This window comes from Mesorhizobium sp. M0496 (assembly GCF_040321205.1).
In the GTDB taxonomy this organism is placed as follows: Bacteria; Pseudomonadota; Alphaproteobacteria; order Rhizobiales; family Rhizobiaceae; genus Mesorhizobium.
Map to the genome: position 1 here is coordinate 84,440 of NZ_JAMYRC010000022.1, position 15,508 is coordinate 99,947.

At 63.2% G+C, this 15,508-nt stretch carries 15 protein-coding genes and 2 pseudogenes; 6 read left to right on the forward strand and 11 right to left on the reverse strand.

From position 1 onward, the window contains the following. The first annotated feature begins 38 nt into the window (after window positions 1–38). Complete coding sequence (locus NKI73_RS19260) at window positions 39–479, forward strand: DUF2267 domain-containing protein (RefSeq protein ID WP_352632424.1); 441 nt, start codon at window positions 39–41, stop codon at window positions 477–479. Between the two features lie 31 nt (window positions 480–510). On the opposite strand, the gene NKI73_RS19265 is transcribed toward NKI73_RS19260, so the two are convergent. The 4 genes from NKI73_RS19265 to NKI73_RS19280 form a co-directional block, all read right to left on the reverse strand. Next, window positions 511–726, reverse strand: coding sequence for a hypothetical protein (locus tag NKI73_RS19265; RefSeq protein ID WP_352632386.1), 216 nt, complete (start codon window positions 724–726; stop codon window positions 511–513). Between the two features lie 42 nt (window positions 727–768). Continuing rightward, window positions 769–1,014 (reverse strand): hypothetical protein, encoded by a 246-nt coding sequence (locus NKI73_RS19270; protein WP_352632387.1) that lies wholly within the window; start codon window positions 1,012–1,014, stop codon window positions 769–771. A 163-nt stretch (window positions 1,015–1,177) separates the two neighbouring features. Then, the gene (locus NKI73_RS19275; protein ID WP_352632389.1) at window positions 1,178–1,477 is read right to left on the reverse strand and encodes a hypothetical protein; all 300 of its coding nucleotides are present in this window, start codon (window positions 1,475–1,477) and stop codon (window positions 1,178–1,180) included. Window positions 1,478–1,649: 172 nt separating this feature from the next. After that, on the reverse strand, window positions 1,650–2,099 hold the full coding sequence (locus NKI73_RS19280; RefSeq protein ID WP_352632391.1) for a GatB/YqeY domain-containing protein: 450 nt from the start codon (window positions 2,097–2,099) through the stop codon (window positions 1,650–1,652). A gap of 277 nt (window positions 2,100–2,376) precedes the next feature. Here NKI73_RS19280 and carA point away from each other — a divergent pair, with 277 nt between their 5' ends. After that, entirely contained in the window at window positions 2,377–3,582 is a 1,206-nt protein-coding gene (gene carA / locus NKI73_RS19285) for a glutamine-hydrolyzing carbamoyl-phosphate synthase small subunit (RefSeq protein WP_352632393.1), read from the forward strand. Between the two features lie 19 nt (window positions 3,583–3,601). Here the strand turns inward: carA and NKI73_RS19290 are convergent, their stop codons facing one another. From NKI73_RS19290 to ypfJ, 5 genes and pseudogenes are all read right to left on the reverse strand, one after another. Next, window positions 3,602–4,342, reverse strand: a complete 741-nt coding sequence (locus NKI73_RS19290; protein WP_352632395.1) for a DUF899 family protein — start codon at window positions 4,340–4,342, stop codon at window positions 3,602–3,604. A 33-nt stretch (window positions 4,343–4,375) separates the two neighbouring features. Further along, a complete protein-coding gene (locus NKI73_RS19295) occupies window positions 4,376–5,317 on the reverse strand; it encodes an alpha/beta fold hydrolase (RefSeq protein ID WP_352632397.1) in 942 nt (313 codons plus the stop codon). A gap of 193 nt (window positions 5,318–5,510) precedes the next feature. Continuing rightward, window positions 5,511–6,420, reverse strand: a pseudogene (locus NKI73_RS19300) (aldo/keto reductase). Beyond that, window positions 6,417–7,681 (reverse strand): annotated as a pseudogene (locus NKI73_RS19305) (TCR/Tet family MFS transporter). Before NKI73_RS19305 ends, NKI73_RS19300 begins: the two co-directional pseudogenes overlap by 4 nt. A 238-nt stretch (window positions 7,682–7,919) precedes the next feature. Continuing rightward, window positions 7,920–8,852 (reverse strand): KPN_02809 family neutral zinc metallopeptidase, encoded by a 933-nt coding sequence (ypfJ, locus tag NKI73_RS19310; RefSeq protein WP_352632399.1) that lies wholly within the window; start codon window positions 8,850–8,852, stop codon window positions 7,920–7,922. Window positions 8,853–9,040: 188 nt separating this feature from the next. Between ypfJ and NKI73_RS19315 the strand changes: the two genes are divergently transcribed. Continuing rightward, the gene (locus NKI73_RS19315; protein WP_352632401.1) at window positions 9,041–11,140 is read left to right on the forward strand and encodes a hypothetical protein; all 2,100 of its coding nucleotides are present in this window, start codon (window positions 9,041–9,043) and stop codon (window positions 11,138–11,140) included. Between the two features lie 105 nt (window positions 11,141–11,245). Here NKI73_RS19315 and NKI73_RS19320 read toward each other — a convergent pair whose 3' ends face one another. Beyond that, the gene (locus NKI73_RS19320) at window positions 11,246–11,434 is read right to left on the reverse strand and encodes a hypothetical protein (RefSeq protein WP_352632403.1); all 189 of its coding nucleotides are present in this window, start codon (window positions 11,432–11,434) and stop codon (window positions 11,246–11,248) included. A gap of 99 nt (window positions 11,435–11,533) precedes the next feature. Further along, window positions 11,534–11,986, reverse strand: a complete 453-nt coding sequence (gene mntR, locus NKI73_RS19325) for a manganese-binding transcriptional regulator MntR (RefSeq protein WP_352632405.1) — start codon at window positions 11,984–11,986, stop codon at window positions 11,534–11,536. 223 nt (window positions 11,987–12,209) lie between these two features. On the opposite strand from mntR, the gene NKI73_RS19330 reads away from it, so the two are divergent. The 3 genes from NKI73_RS19330 to NKI73_RS19340 all read left to right on the forward strand — a co-directional run bounded on the left by NKI73_RS19330 (window position 12,210) and on the right by NKI73_RS19340 (window position 15,273). Continuing rightward, window positions 12,210–13,574, forward strand: coding sequence for an Nramp family divalent metal transporter (locus tag NKI73_RS19330; RefSeq protein WP_352632407.1), 1,365 nt, complete (start codon window positions 12,210–12,212; stop codon window positions 13,572–13,574). 85 nt (window positions 13,575–13,659) lie between these two features. Further along, window positions 13,660–14,514 (forward strand): protein-L-isoaspartate O-methyltransferase family protein, encoded by an 855-nt coding sequence (locus NKI73_RS19335; RefSeq protein ID WP_352632410.1) that lies wholly within the window; start codon window positions 13,660–13,662, stop codon window positions 14,512–14,514. A gap of 108 nt (window positions 14,515–14,622) precedes the next feature. Then, on the forward strand, window positions 14,623–15,273 hold the full coding sequence (locus NKI73_RS19340) for a dihydrofolate reductase family protein (RefSeq protein WP_352632412.1): 651 nt from the start codon (window positions 14,623–14,625) through the stop codon (window positions 15,271–15,273). Window positions 15,274–15,508: the final 235 nt, after the last annotated feature.

Sequence of the window (15,508 nt, forward strand, 5' to 3'; positions counted from 1 at the left end):
CGTTTCGAGACTATGCATGAATGAACGAGGAGGCGATAATGAGCGCTACCGGTTTGGAGGTTTTCGACAGGACGCTGCAGACAACGAACATCTGGCTCGATGAGATCATGGACGATCACGGCCCGGATCGGCGGGTTGCATGGCACATATTGGGCGCGGTCTTGCGGACCTTAAGGGACAGGCTGCAGATCGGACTTGCGGCGAAGCTTGGGGCAGAACTGCCGCTGCTTGTGCGCGGCGCTTACTACGATCACTCCCGGCCCGCAGCTGAGCCAGACAAAACGCGCTCGCTGGAAGACTTCTCGCAGCAGATCGACGAGGAATTAAAATCGATCCGCCCCGTCGATCCCAAGGATGCAGCCCGCACGGTCTTCCGCGTTCTTGCACGGCATATTGATCTTGGCCAATCGGCAAAGGTTCGCGATGCGCTGCCGAAGGAAATCCAGGCTCTCTGGCCCGAAAGCATCGGCGTCAAATAGCGAGGGCAACGATTCTGGCGACTCCCAGCCGTCAATCCCGCAACCGGTTGGCGGCGTGATCCTGGCGCTGCTCAGTCGCGACCTGTCTGGAATCCAAGCCGCGTTCTCGGGAATGCTGTGCCTTGTCGCGATTGGATAGAACCTTGTTTTCTTCGAGCTTATCCTTTGGCGTTACGGTCATGGCGCCTGCGCCAGAACCCTTTCCCTGCGAACCTGCTCCGATGTGTTTCTTGCTGCCGCGTGCCATGGCCTGCCTCCAATCTATGCCAAAACGTCTCACGATGGGTGCCTAGTCGTCAGCACGGTTCTTGTGATGGACGCTCTCCTGGTTCTTGCCCCGGAGGATGTTGCGGTCGTCGGGATCGACGAGATCAGGTGCGTCGGTTCTTATGTCCGATCCCTTGCGCAGCGCTTCGCGTTCCGCCGCCGACCGTTTCAGATCCGCCTTCGCATCGAAATCCTTGCCGGCGTTCTTTTTGTTTTCCGCCTCTTCAATGATGCGAATTTGTTGATCGTGGGTTCTGCGTCCAGTCATCGCTTCCTCCGGAATGTTCGTGTTGTCGCCCGGATGAGGAAGTGGCGCGTCGCTGTCTCACGGCGTTGCCTGTCCGGGCCTGCCCTCGTGCTGATAATGGCAAAGCGACGGGATCGTTCCGAAAGGCGTCGAATAGTCTTCTCGCCAAGTGGCTTGGTTCGGCTTAGCGCTGCTGCCGCCTGATCTTCGGAGCCTTGGTGCCCTTCAAACGCCCGGCGACCGCCGGACTGGCGCCGGACGCCTTTTCCGTTGCGGTACCCGGCGTGGCTTGCCTCGGCGGGTTCTGCCCGTCCGACTGGTGGGTTCGGTCTTCCACTTCGCCCATCCGACGGGTGAGCCCCACTCCGCCGGCAGGCTTCTTGTTGCCGGCCGCATCCTGCGAGAATTTATCGGATGCGTCGGCATCGGTCTTTGCCGGATACTTCGTCGCACCGGTTTCGTAGTGGGTTTCGTTCTCAGCCATGACATCTCTCCGGTTGCATGACGGATAAACATCTCGGCGGTATCCGAGTTCCACTTCCCGGACTTGGATTCGGGAAGCGCCCGGCCGAATGAGGCTCTTCACCTTCGGTATGACGGACAGGCGCAGGACAGCCGATTTTTCCACCCCAGCGACGAGATGGGGGCGGCAACCCTTACTGCAGCAACCCCTTGACGATGCCGCTCGCCTTGCCGAAATCCATCTGGCCGGAATATTTCTGCTTCAGCGCGGCGATCACCTTGCCCATGTCCTTCTGGCTGGCCGCGCCAGTCGCCGCAATCGCCTCGCGCGCCGCCGTGGTGATGGCGGCATCGTCAAGCTGCGCCGGCAGGAAATCTCGGATGATCTCCATCTCGCCGCGCTCTTGCGCGGCCAGTTCCGGCCGTTTGCCGTCTTCGAACGCCTTTGCCGATTCCTCGCGCTGCTTCACCATCTTGGCCAGGATCTGCAGGATCTCCTCGTCGCTGGCCGGCTCCTTGCCCGAACCGCGATTGGCGATGTCGCGGTCGTGGATGGCGGCCTGGATCAGCCGCAATGTCGGCAGCCGGTGCTTGTCTTGCGCCTTCATCGCGCTCTTCAGGGATTCGGCGATTTTGCCGCGCATGGTGCATTCTCCTTCGATCGGCGCGGACAATAGCGCCGGGTGAGAGTCAACGCAAACCCTGATGTGCCAAGGCAAGCCTCTGATATTGCTTGATGAAATAAATCGAAGCCGCATTTCGCATGATCATTGACCGCCCTGCCCCCTTCCCCTATGTACTGGGCCTTGCATGAACTGAAGCTTGTGTGCGTGGAGGCCGCGAATTCGCCGCTTCGCGCCGTTTGCTGCGCGGATGGCCCGCCGGGCCTATGGAAGCGTGTAGCCTGATAGGAGTGCCGCCATGGCCGAGATGACGCCCGCCTGGGCCACTGAAAAGCCGACCGCCCTTCTGGTGCTGGCCGACGGCACCGTCATCGAAGGTCGCGGCTTGGGCGCCACCGGCTCCGCCGTCGCCGAAGTCTGCTTCAACACGGCACTTACCGGCTACCAGGAAATCCTCACCGACCCGTCCTATGCCGGCCAGATCGTCACCTTCACCTTCCCGCATATCGGCAACATCGGCACCAATGACGAGGACATCGAGGACCTCAACCCGGTCGCCCGTGCCGGCGCTGTCGGCGCCGTGTTCAAGGCCGATGTCACTAACCCGTCCAACTACCGTGCCGGCACCGGTCTCGACCAGTGGCTGAAGAAGCGCGGCATCGTCGCCCTGTCGGGCATCGACACCCGCGCGCTGACCGCGCTGATCCGCGAAAAGGGCATGCCCAACGCCGTCATCGCGCATGCGCCCGATGGCGTGTTCGACCTCGACGACCTGAAGCGGCGCGCCGCCGCATGGTCGGGCCTGATCGGGCTCGACCTCGCCAAGGAGGTCACGTCGGGCCAGTCATCGGTCTGGCGCGAGACACCCTGGGTATGGAACGAAGGTTTTGGCGAACAGGCCGACCCGACAATGCATGTCGTTGCCATCGACTATGGCGTCAAGCGCAACATCCTGCGCCTGCTCGCCGGTCTCGGCGCCAAGGTCACCGTGGTGCCGGCCAAGACCGGCGCCGAGGAGATCCTCGCCATGCAGCCGGACGGCATCTTCCTCTCCAACGGCCCCGGCGATCCGGAAGCCACCGGCGACTATGCCGTGCCGGTCATCCAGGACCTGTTGAAGACCGACATCCCGGTGTTCGGCATCTGCCTTGGCCACCAGATGCTGGCGCTGGCGCTGGGCGGCAAGACCGCCAAGATGCATCAGGGCCATCACGGCGCCAACCATCCGGTCAAGGATCACACCACCGGCAAGGTCGAGATCGTCTCGATGAACCACGGCTTTGCCGTCGATGCCGACTCGCTGCCGTCAGGCGTCGAGGAGACCCACGTCTCGCTGTTCGACGGCTCGAATTGCGGCATAACACTCACCGGCCGGCCGGTGTTCTCGGTCCAGCATCACCCCGAGGCTTCGCCCGGCCCGCAGGATTCGCACTATCTGTTCCGCCGCTTCGTCAACCTGATCCGCGAAAAGCGCGGCGAGGAATTGCTGGCCGAGCGGGCCTGATCCTTCCTTAGCCTCAGCCTTAGCTGGTTCCCAGATCGTCGGAATAGCCGGCCTTGAGCCGAGCCCATTGCGCTGTCGGGCGGCCGTCGGTGCGGATGCGTTGCTTGCCTTCCCACCATTGCGGCCAGCCGGCGGGCGAATCCTCCCACTTTTCCTGCCGCCCATAGACGGTCAGGTCGATCAGGCGATAGCTGTTGTCCATCGCCTCGACGCCGCGCATCGTCGTCCAGTAGGTCTCGTAGACGTCCGATCCCTGCCTGAGATAGCAGATCAGGTACATGATACCGGCCGGGCGTCCGGCGAGCAGCGTGTCGAGCGACTTTTGCGCCGAGTACCACGGCATCTCCCAGCCCATGAAGTCGCGGTAGCGGGCACTCTCTTCATACGGTCCCTGGCAGAAGGTGGCGTAGGTAATGTCGCGGGCATGCATGTAGGACAGCTCGCGCACCATCGATGTCACCCAGGTGCAGCCCTCGCACTGTTCCGGGGCCGGCTTGCCGGTGTACCACATGAAGTAATACGCTATCAGCATGCGGCGGCCTTCAAAGGCATCGAGCAGTGTCGTCTTGCCGTTCTTGCCTATCAGCTCTGCCGTGCCATCCACCTTGACCATCGGCAACCGCCTGCGGCTGGCGGCGATGGCGTCGCCTTCGCGGGTATGCGCCTTCTCGCGCAGCCTGAGCGTATCGATCCCGGCCTGGAACGTCGTGCGATCGACGATTTCGGGTGTTGGAAAGTCGGTTTTTGTCAGGTCTTTCATCTTGCTTCTCCCTTGCATCCTTGCTGGACCCAATCATGGTGTGCCGGCGGCGGCGTGCTTCTCGATCAGGTCGGCAACCGCGTCGGGATTGTCGGCCAGCACATAGTGGTCGGCGCCGGGAATCTGGGCGCCTTCGATATGGCTCATGCCTTTGGCGCGATAGCCGTCGAGGAAGGTGGGCAGCAGCGCGCCGAAAGGAGACTTCTGGCCGAAGGCAATGACCAGCGGGACGCTGTTCGGCGCCATCTGGCTAGCGTTCCACTCGGCATCCCCGGGGAATGCGCGATAAATCTCGAAGGCGGCGTGCAACTGCGGTGCGCGGTAGATGCGGAAATAGTATTTGCGCTCCAGCCTCGTGAACTTGCCGATGTCGAGGAACCAGCCAAGCATGGCGGCCTGTCGGCCGGGAACCACTTTTTCGGCGAGGCCGCCGGGCGCCTGGATGAAGCCGATGTGCCAGGTGCCGGAAATCGCCTTGTCCCAGCCGTCGATCCCGGGCATCGGAACATCGAGGATCAGTGCGCCGCGCAGCGCGCCGGGGAAGCGCCTGACATAGGCGTAGGTGACGATGCCGCCGAGGTCGTGCCCGACCACATAGGGCTTTTCCAGATGCAAGGCATCCGCCAGGCCATGGATTTGCGCAGCAAGATTGGCGGCTTCGTAGCCGCCTTGCGGCGGCGCCGAGCGGCCTATGCCGGGCAAGTCGACGGCAACGACGGTGAAGCGTTGCGCCAGTCGCGGCATGACGGCCTGGTATTCGGTCCAATCCTCCGGAAATCCGTGCACGAGGATGAGGGCCGGCCCATGCCCGCCACGCAGATAATGCATATTGCTGCCGTTCACAGCGGCCTTGGCCGAGGTGAAGCCGGGCGGTGCCTCGCCTGGGCGCCCGGCAGGCGCGGCGAGAGTTGCTGCCAACGTTGCGCCAATAGCGACGAGCACGAGCGCCACTCGATGAAGCATCCGGTTCAACATGATGATCTCCTCTCGTTTCGATCCAGCCCCGGCGCTGTTCCTCCCGATCTAACTTAGGGTGGGAGACCTGATTGATCAGAGTTACAAATGCAGCGCGATTGCTGGCCTGGGCGCCGCTCACCGGTCGACGGCATTCAAAACCGGTCATCCGGGCTCCTGAAAGCAGCCAATTCCCGGATCGTCGTACCTCGTCCTACGCCACCGGCCGGCCTTCGCTGGCCTCCAATATGGCGAACCATTGCTGGCGGTCGAGGCTGATTTCCAGCGCCTTGGCCATGGCGGCCAGCCGCTCCGGCTTCATCGAGCCCAGCACCGGAACCAGTCGGGCCGGATGGCGCAACAGCCAGGCGATGGTGACTGCGGCAAGATCGTCGGCACCGATCTCGGCGGCCACCGCGGCAAGCGCTGCGCGCACCCGTGCCTCGCACCCCTCCTTGCCGGTGAACAGCGAGCCACCACCGAGCGGCGACCAGATCATCGGCGCATAGGAAAGGCGCTGCGCATGGTCGAGACTGCCGTCGGTCAATGCGGTCGTTTTCAGCACCGACATTTCGATCTGGTGGAAACGGCAGCCGCGAGGCCAGGAGATCGAACTGCGACGACGCGAAATTGGAGACGCCGACCGCCCTCACCTTGCCTGATGTGACCAACCCGGCCAGCGCGGCCGCCATCGCGTCGGCATCCATCAGTGGATTCGGCCGGTGCAGCAGCAACAGGTCGAGATAGTCGGTGCCGAGATTGGCGAGCGAGCGGTCGACCGAGGCCGCGATATGGGCGGCACTGGTGTCGTAGTGCTTCAGGCGGTGGTTTGGCCGGTTCGGCGATTTCAGCATGATGTCGCATTTCGAGATCAGCTCGATGCTGTCGCGCTTGCCTTTCCAGCGTGCCAGCCCGGCGCCGAAGGCCGCTTCCACCTCGTAGTGTCCATAAATGTCGGCATGATCGAAACTGGTCAGGCCGAGATCGATGGCGGTTCCGATCAGCCGCGCAACTGCCTCGGCATCAGGGCGGGCAGCGCTGTCGAGCAGACGCGAGGCGCCAAAGACGAGGCGCGATAGCGACAGTCCGTCCCTGGTGAGCGCTATGCGGCTGTCGTGACTCATACCTGCGCGCCATCTTCGGCAACGCCGGTGGTGACATTCGTGCGCGCGACCGGCCTGGCCACTTTGGTGACGAAGACGATGAGCGCCAGCATCAGGAAACATGCGCCAACCAGATAGGGCGCGCCGCCGAAGGTCACGGGCGCGCTCGGCCCGGTGAACCAGGAAAAGATCGCCGTATAGAGCAGCGGCGTGATGATCGAGGTGATCGAGAAGATCGAGGTCATCGCGCCCTGCAGTTCGCCTTGCGCGGAAGGCGGCACCTTGGCGGCGGCGAGGCTCCTCAGCGGCGGATCGGCCAGCGCTTCGAGACAGCCGAAGACGATCACCGCATAGATCATCCAGCCTTGCGACGCGAACGCGTAGCCGAAGGCGCTGAGTCCCGTAAAGGCAAGACCGATGACCGCCGTCCTCCACTCGCCAAGCCGGGGGATCACGCGCGGCAGCACCGTCGCCATGACGATCGCGCCGCACAGGCCGAAGGCGCCGAGCGAGAAGCCGATCTGCTGCTCGCTCCAGCCATAGCGATAATTGGAAACGAACGACCAGACCGCCGGATACATCATGTGTCCGAGCGTCATCAGGAAGAAGACAAGCCCGATCCAGCCGATGCCCTGATATTGGCGCATCTGGAGGAGCGTGCCGACCGGGTTGGCGCGTTTCCACTCGAAGCGGCGGCGGTGCTTGTCGTCAAGCGTTTCCGGCAACAGGAACAGCGCGATCAGGAAATTCACGAAGGCGAGCCCGGCGCGAAATAGAACGGCACGCGCGGCCCGAATGTGCCGAGCAGCCCGCCCAGGACCGGTCCGATGACGAAGCCGACGCCGAAAGCGATGCCGAGCAGGCCGAAATTCTTCGCCCGGTTCTCATCGTTCGAGATGTCGGCGATGAAGGCGGATGTCGTCGAATAGCTGGCGCCCGAAATGCCGGCCAGCACACGCCCGATGAACAGCATGGGATAGGACCAGGCGACGGCGCAGATCAGGTTGTCGATGGAAAACGTCAGCACGGAAGCGAGCAGGATCGGCCGCCGTCCGAATCGATCGCTCAAGCCGCCCATGATGGGCGCGAAGAAGAACTGCATCGCCGCATAGACGAAGAACAGCCAGCCGCCTTCGATCGCCGCTCCGCTGATGCTGACCCCGGTCAATTCCCTGAGATAGGCCGGCAGCACCGGCATGATCATGCCGAAGCCGATAATGTCGAGCAGCAGCGTGGTGAAGACGAGCGCAAGGCCCCGTCTGGCGGTTTTGGGGTCGATCATGATGGGTCAAGCTCCTCTGCTCGCCCTGGGGCGCAGGCGGACGCACCTTATAGGCAAGCCCGCTACAAGGAACAATAAGGGAACAGGCCGGATTCTTTCATCCTGACATCACCTGACGGCGCCTTCGCCGGCAGATCAGTGGAGGAAAGGCGCGTGCCCGAGACCGCTTTTTCGAAATCCGCTCAGGCGAGAAAACGCCATCAGATGGCGGCCAGAGTAGAATTTCCAAACGGTCTCGTCAGATTGGTCCGCTCAGCGTGTTGCAATCCGAAAGCTTGCCGCTCTTGTAACCGCGCGTCAGCCAGGTCTGTCGCTGCTGCGAGGTGCCGTGGTTGAAGCTTTCCGGCACGACATAGCCCTGCATCTTCTTCTGCAGCGTGTCGTCGCCGATCTGCTTGGCCGCGTTCAGCGCACTTTCGAAGTCGCCCTGCTCCAATATGCCTTTCTGCGCAGTGTAGTGCGCCCACACGCCGGCGAAGCAGTCGGCCTGAAGCTCGATGCGCACCGACATCTGGTTGGCCTCGACCTCGCCCATGCTTTGCCGCATCTGGTTGAACTTGGACATGATGCCGGTCAGGTTCTGCACGTGGTGGCCGATCTCATGCGCGACCACATAGGCCCGGGCGAATTCACCCGAGGCGCCGAATTGCTGATCGAGCTGCTGGAAGAAGGTCATGTCGAGATAGACCTTGTGGTCGCCGGGACAATAGAACGGTCCGGCCGCGGCGGAGGCAAAGCCGCAAGCCGAGCGGACCTGGCCGGAAAATAGCACCAGCTTCGGGTCCTCATAGGTCAGCCCCTGCGATTTGAAGATGCCGGTCCAGGTATCCTCGGTCTCGGCCAGCACCGTCGCCACGAACTGCTTCATCTCGTCACTGGCGGGCGTACCCGCGCCGCTATCCTGGCCACCGCCGCTGTTGTCGGTGATCTGGCCGCCGCCGCCCGGCAGCAGGCCGCCGTCGCCGCCACCCAGGATCGTCGACGGATCGAAGCCGAAATACCATCCGGCCAGCACCACCAGGATAACCAGGAAGATGCTGCCGCCGCCACCGGTGCGGCCGCCGATCGGAATGCGGAACTGGCCAGGGCTGCCGCCACCGAGCCCGCCACCGCCGCTGTCGCTGCGGGCGTCCTCGATATTGTCACTCTGACGACGACCCTTCCAGAGCATGGCAACTCCTCGCGCTGCAAACCTCCCCGTTGCTCCGGGGCAACAACAATTATCCCAATGGTTGCGTCAAGTCACAGCATTTTTCGGTGGCCTTTTTGGCCACACGGGTCGCCTTGCGGCCAAGTTCGTTGCGGCAAGTGGCTGGGCGTTGCAATCGTCCCCATGGCCGAGACTATCGAAGACCGTTAATGTCCGTTTCTCTGGGAAGCGAGGGGCGCTTGCGGACGATCGGCCAATTCCTGCTGTTGCTGATGGCATTGACTTGTTTCGGTATCGGGTCCGCCCGTGCCGTCACGCTCGATTCCAGCGTCGCCGTCACCGATCCCGCCACCTTGCAGGCGCTGGAGCGCGGCGGACTGTCGATCAGCCGCCTGCTCGGACCCGCACTCGGCCTCACCCGCGAGGTCGACAATCGCGGCCTGTTTTCGGTGCCGGCGCTGGCCACGGTGCGCGACACGGTTAAACAGCAGATCGCCGACGAACCGAAGACCAGTCCAGACCCCTATGTCGCTGATATGGCCAGGTCGAAGGACACCAGCCAGAAATTCAATCCGAAATACATCGACGACGACGGCTCGACGCTCGACCTGACCGGCGTCGTCAACCGCATGGACCGCGGCTATCTCGGCCACACCGAATGCGGCGAGATCCGGCTGATCTACCGCTTCCACTATTCAGTCGCGGAAAAGCCCGCCAGGGGCAAGGCAAGCCAGCGCATCTCCTCGCGGCTGCCGCTGACCATGAGCCTGGTCTTCAACGCCAACCCCCGCCAAGCGCAAGCCCGCGCCTCGAAGGACCTGCCGCGCGCCGCCGATGTGTCCTGCGCCGAAATCGCCCAGCGCTGGCTGGCTGCCGGGAAACAGGACCTGCCCCCCGACCAGCTTGCCGCCTGGCTGCGTTCCGACGAAGGGCCGTTGTCCGGCGCCATGCTGAACGCCTCCCAGATCATGCGGCTCGAGCTCAACATGCAGGTGCTCAGGCTGTCTGCCTCGACACGGCGCGATTTCGGCGGCCATGCCGAATATCTCCTGAAGATCTTCAAATGGGATCCGGCCACGTCCAGCTTCTATGAAGCGAAGATGGAAAACCAGATCGACCGCGCCACCGTGCTGGCCGACAAGCCGTCTTTCGCCAAATGGCTGCTCACCGACCGCAACATCTACGACCTCGACCATGGCCGGCTGGTCATCGACGAAAAATTCCTGGCCAAGAGCGCCGTTTCCGTCGCGCCCGGCGGCCTCAGCCGGTCGCAGAACAACATCGCCCATGGGCTGGTCGACGACGCCGACATCGACAAGGCGCTGAAGGACTATGTCGCCAAAGGCAACATGCTCGCCACCATCAAGTCGGTGGCCGGCTTCGAATTGCGGCTCAACGAAATGAGCTGCACCGGCTGCCACCAGACGCATGGTATTGCCGGCTTCCACTACACCGGCGCAGATCCGGCCAGCGAGCCGCGCCGCAACGCAGTCTTCGTGCCTGGCTCGGCCGTCTTCTTCGCCGACCTCCCGCGTCGCCGCGCCATCGTCGAACAATTCGCCGCCGGCGGCCACCCGGACTTTACACGCGGCTTCGCCGCCCGTCCGGACGCGAAATATGCCGAGGCGCTGAAGGGCACCGACCTCTCCAATGGGTGGGGCTCGATCTGCTATCGCGGCGAGGACCTAAGCTTCAAGGACTGGAGCTGCGGCGCAGGCCTGCGCTGCGCCGGCGTCCATGAAAGCGCCATCCATCCGGGCTTCGGCACCTGCGTCAGCGAGGCCGGCACGGCGGTCGGTGATCCCGTCGAGTTCGGCGAGATCAAAATGTCGACCTGGGGCAACGACCGGTATTGCCGCCTGTCGCCAGCCACCGCCAAGACCTGTGCCATCGACCCGGCGCGGGACAAGAAACCGCTGGTCAAGCTCGCCGGCTACGGCGCGGCGCGCCAGCGCTATGACAATCCCGAACAGAAAACAGGCGGCTTTCCCGGCGGCATGCTGCGCAAGGCGAGCTGCGACAAGCTTCCCGACGAGGCGACGTGCGGCCGTCTCGCCAAGACCGGCTTCAACGACTGCGTCGCGTCGGGCAAGGACCACAAATTCTGCACCAGGGAATTCACCAAGACCGCCGGCCTGCGCGCCTGCGACAAGGCGCATCCCTGCCGCGAGGACTATATCTGCACATCAGGCTACGACGATCTGGCGGAAGCGAAAGCCGGCAAGGGCACCTGCATTCCGCCCTATTTCATCTTCCAGTTCCGCGTCGACGGCCACCCGCGCAGCTGGGTGCAGGATGTCAGGGAGTGAGGGACCGGTTTGCCGCAGGCAAATTGAAAGGTCCAGTGGACCTTTCAAAGGATCCGAACGCCCGGAGCCATAGCGGAGGGCCAAGCGGTGCTGCCCTCAGCGAGTCTAATCTTTCTGCTTGGCGCCGGCGCTCTTGCCGTCGGAACTCTTCGAACGTTCCTCGAAACGCGCCGCGCCCTTTTTCAGCGGATGGCCGGTTTCGGCCTCGGTCTTGCGCTCATCGCTTGCCGCCGCCTGTTTCAGTCCCTTGGCCGCCTGCTTGCCCTTTGCGGTCGGTGCCTGTTCAACGCCCATCGCTTCCTCCCTTGCCGCGCGACTTGCGCGAGTGTCACAAGCAACGTCCTTAGCGTGCGGGGGTTCCGGCGGCTCGGGAAATGCGGCGGCGAGTGCGGCTCAGCGCGCCGCCGTCATCGCTTTTCGAAACGCTTCCAGCGTCTCGGCGCTGACATGGTGCTCGATGCCCTCGGCATCGATGCGCGCCGTCTCCGCACTGACACCGAGCGAGCGCAAAAAAGCTTCCACCGTCTGGTGGCGGATGCGGCTTTCCTCCGCGACCTTGCGGCCGGCGTCGGTCAGGAACACGCCGCGATAGGGCTTTCTCGACACCAGCCCGTCGGCGCACAGCCTGGTCAGCATCTTGGCCACGGTCGGTTGGGCGACGCCGAGCCGTGCGGCGATGTCGACCTGGCGGGCCTCGTTGCCGTCCTCGATCAGGTCGGCGATCAGCTCGACATAATCCTCGACCAGCGCGCTGCGGCGCGCTTCGCGCGTCTGCCGGAATCCCTCCGAATGAACATCGGCGTCAGGCAATGGCTCGCGCGGGACCGGTCTGTTCTTCAGCGCCAATACGCGCTCCTCCTCGGAGTTTTAGCCGTTGCTGCATTCATAGCACGGGCTTTGATTCTTCAGGCCGTTTATTTGCATTCCACCACAGGTGCAACCGGCGTCTTCGATTGCCCCAGCGGCTGCCAGATAAAAGCACGAACAATGAAATATAGCATATTGAATAATGTTGAGCCATGGCATAGCTTAACGGAATATGGACCAGTTTCGCGGAAAGCCCTCCCTCATGTCCGACGTCGAAGCCACAATTCCCCGCTCCTCATGGCGCTTCGCCAGGCCCGAGGAAGACGAACTGCCCAGCCTGAGCGAAGTCAATTCCTCCATCGCCGTGCCGAATTCGGGCGTCTGGTTCCGTCGCCTGTTCGCCTTCATGGGCCCCGGCTACATGGTCTCGGTCGGCTACATGGATCCCGGCAACTGGGCGACCGACCTCGCCGGCGGCGCGCAGTTCGGCTACACGCTGCTGTTCATCATCATGCTGTCCAACCTGATGGCGATCCTGCTGCAGGCGTTGGCGGCACGGCTCGGCATCGCCACCGGCCGCGACCTTGCCCAGGCCTGCCGCGCCTATTATCCCCGTCCGGTCAACTTCGTGCTGTGGATCGCCTGCGAACTGGCCATCATCGCCTGCGATCTGGCCGAGGTCATCGGCACCGCGATCGCGCTGCAGCTTCTGTTCGGCATTCCGCTGATCGGCGGCGCCATGCTGACGGCGCTCGATGCCTTCCTCGTGCTGCTCCTGATGAACAAGGGCTTCCGCTATCTCGAAGCCTTCGTCATCGCGCTTTTGATCATCATCTTCAGCTGCTTCGCCATCCAGATATTCGTCGCCGCCCCGCCGGCCGGCTCGATCCTGCACGCGATGTTCGTGCCGTCGTCGGAAATCGTCACCAATCCGGCGATGCTCTACATCGCCATCGGTATCATCGGCGCCACCGTCATGCCGCACAATCTCTATCTGCACTCCTCGATCGTACAGACCCGCGCCTATGAACGCACAGACAAGGGCAAGCGCGACGCCATCAAATGGGCAACGACGGACTCGACCATCGCCCTGATGCTGGCCTTGTTCGTCAACGCCTCGATCCTGATCGTGTCGGCGGTCGCCTTCCACAACACCGGCCATCAGGACGTCGCCGAGATCGGCCAGGCCTTCGAGCTTTTGTCGCCGCTGCTTGGCCTCGGCATCGCCTCGATCCTGTTCGCGGTGGCGCTGCTGGCTTCCGGCCTGAACTCGACGGTGACGGCGACGCTGGCCGGCCAGATCGTCATGGAAGGCTTCCTGCGCCTGCGCATCCCCAACTGGGCGCGCCGGCTTCTGACGCGCGGCCTCGCCATCATCCCGGTGGTGGTCGTCACCGCGCTCTACGGCGAAAAGGGCACCGGCCAGTTGCTGGTCTTCAGCCAGGTGATCCTGTCGATGCAGCTGCCCTTCGCGGTCATCCCGCTGGTGCAGTTCGTCTCCGACAAGAAGAAGATGGGCAACCTCGCCATTCCGCGCGGCGTCGCGGCCCTTGCCTGGGTGGTCGCCGCGATCATCCTGGTGCTCAACTTCAAGCTGCTCTACGATACCATGTTCAGCGTCGGCTGAACTCCGCCTCGCCGGGAAACCGGCTACTCTGCGCGGAGCTAGCCCTCGCGACAAATCGGCAATCCGCGTTATGTTCTCCGGCATCATGACCCGGATCGAAGACATCAGGAAATTCTACGCGCGGCTGATGGCGGCCAATGCCGGCTCGCCCGATCCGCGCCTGGAGGCGGTTTTCGCCCAGGTGCCGCGCGAAGCGTTTCTCGGTCCCGGGCCGTGGACGATCATCGCCGGCAACGGCAAGATCACGACGCCCAGCGCCGATCCGGCGCACATCTACCAGAACGTGCTAGTGGCACTCGACGACGACAAGGGCATCAACAATGGCGAGCCCTTCCTGCACGCCATGTGGATCGGTAAGCTTGCACCGAAACCTGGCGAAGCCGTTACTCATATCGGCGCAGGCACCGGCTACTACACCGCCGTGCTGGCCAGGCTGGTTTCATCAGGCGGCACCGTCACCGCTTTCGAACTCGACGAAAACCTGGCCGATCTCGCGCGGAAAAATCTCGAAACCTATGGCAATGTGACCGTCGTCCATGGCAATGCGGTAACGGTGCCCTTGCCGCCATCCGACATCATCTATGTCAATGCCGGCGTCGCCGCACCACCGGCCGGATGGCTGAAGGCGTTGCGCTCAGGCGGCCGCATGATCTTTCCCTGGCGTCCGGCCGAGCGTGTCCCTCTGGCGGTGATGGTGACCCGCACCGAAAAGGGCTTCGCTTGCGATCCGTTCATGCGGTCGTGGTTCATTCCCTGTGTCGGCGCCTCGGTTGCGGGCCCCGCGGCGATAATCCCGACACGCGAGCAAGCCGCGCGCAGCCGCTCGATCTGGCTGATGCAGGACAAGGCGCCGGACCGCACCGCCACGGCAATCTTCGGCGATGTCTGGTTCTCGTCGAAAAATCTCGACGCCAGGCCGCGCACCAGGCCGCGCAAATGACGGTGATTTGCCAAAATTTCACATGTCCTGTCGGACCGATGAGCACTCGCCCGTCCTTGGGCTGAAATCCCGCCGCGACGGCGTGGATTGAGTTAAAGGGAGCAGACAATGAGAAAGATCATCGCAGCGACATTCGTCAGCCTCGATGGCGTCATGCAGGCGCCCGGCGGTCCGGAAGAGGATCCAGTCGGCGGCTTCAAGTTCGGCGGCTGGACCTTCCATTACTTTGACGAGGTGGCGGGCGCGGCAATGGATGAACTCTTCTCCAAACCCTTCGCCCTGCTGCTCGGCCGCAGAACCTACGACATCTTCGCCGCGTACTGGCCGTATCAGAAAGATCCGATCGCGGACGCCTTCAACCCTGCGACCAAATATGTGGCGACGCATCGGCCTGACACCCTCACCTGGCAGAACACGCAGTCGCTTGGGCCCGATATCGTCGCGACGTTGCGCCGCCTCAAGCAGGAGGATGGGCCTGACCTGCTCATCCAGGGATCGGGCAATCTGATCCAGACCTTGCTCGCCAACGGGCTGATCGATGAGATCCGGCTGATGATCTTCCCGCTGTTGCTGGGCAAGGGCAAGCGGCTGTTCGGCGATAGCGCGATGCCGGCCGCCTTCAGGCTTGTCAAGTCGCAGACCTCCAGCACCGGCGTCATCATGGCGACCTACGAGCGCGCGGGCGAAATCAAGGTCGGCTCCTTTGTCACGGGAGAGCCATCAGAAGCCGAACTCGAGCGGCGCAAGAACTGGAAGTAGCAGGACGACCTTGGCACCTTTCCTCTCCCTCCGGAGGGGGGAGAGGTGGCGCTGCGAAGCAGCGACGGAGTGGGGGAAGCCATTCACCAAATGCACCGCCGTAAGACAGAACGAAGCGGGCAAGAAGACTCAGGTCAGCGGTAATCAGGCGGAAAGGATCGACCCCCACTCCCTAGCACGTCGCGACGCACCACTACCCCGCAAAACCGGGGGAGGGGACCCAAAATTATTAACA

Excerpts from the sequence above, each read along its gene's own strand:
- NKI73_RS19330 (WP_352632407.1), top strand. The coding sequence starts at position 12,210 with ATGTCCGACGTCGAAGCCACAATTCCCCGCTCCTCATGGCGCTTCGCC.
- NKI73_RS19290 (WP_352632395.1), bottom strand. The coding sequence starts at position 4,342 with ATGAAAGACCTGACAAAAACCGACTTTCCAACACCCGAAATCGTCGAT.
- NKI73_RS19265 (WP_352632386.1), bottom strand. The coding sequence starts at position 726 with ATGGCACGCGGCAGCAAGAAACACATCGGAGCAGGTTCGCAGGGAAAG.
- NKI73_RS19280 (WP_352632391.1), bottom strand. The coding sequence starts at position 2,099 with ATGCGCGGCAAAATCGCCGAATCCCTGAAGAGCGCGATGAAGGCGCAA.
- NKI73_RS19320 (WP_352632403.1), bottom strand. The coding sequence starts at position 11,434 with ATGGGCGTTGAACAGGCACCGACCGCAAAGGGCAAGCAGGCGGCCAAG.
- NKI73_RS19295 (WP_352632397.1), bottom strand. The coding sequence starts at position 5,317 with ATGTTGAACCGGATGCTTCATCGAGTGGCGCTCGTGCTCGTCGCTATT.
- NKI73_RS19270 (WP_352632387.1), bottom strand. The coding sequence starts at position 1,014 with ATGACTGGACGCAGAACCCACGATCAACAAATTCGCATCATTGAAGAG.
- NKI73_RS19275 (WP_352632389.1), bottom strand. The coding sequence starts at position 1,477 with ATGGCTGAGAACGAAACCCACTACGAAACCGGTGCGACGAAGTATCCG.
- carA (WP_352632393.1), top strand. The coding sequence starts at position 2,377 with ATGGCCGAGATGACGCCCGCCTGGGCCACTGAAAAGCCGACCGCCCTT.
- NKI73_RS19340 (WP_352632412.1), top strand. The coding sequence starts at position 14,623 with ATGAGAAAGATCATCGCAGCGACATTCGTCAGCCTCGATGGCGTCATG.
- NKI73_RS19315 (WP_352632401.1), top strand. The coding sequence starts at position 9,041 with ATGTCCGTTTCTCTGGGAAGCGAGGGGCGCTTGCGGACGATCGGCCAA.
- NKI73_RS19260 (WP_352632424.1), top strand. The coding sequence starts at position 39 with ATGAGCGCTACCGGTTTGGAGGTTTTCGACAGGACGCTGCAGACAACG.
- NKI73_RS19335 (WP_352632410.1), top strand. The coding sequence starts at position 13,660 with ATGACCCGGATCGAAGACATCAGGAAATTCTACGCGCGGCTGATGGCG.
- ypfJ (WP_352632399.1), bottom strand. The coding sequence starts at position 8,852 with ATGCTCTGGAAGGGTCGTCGTCAGAGTGACAATATCGAGGACGCCCGC.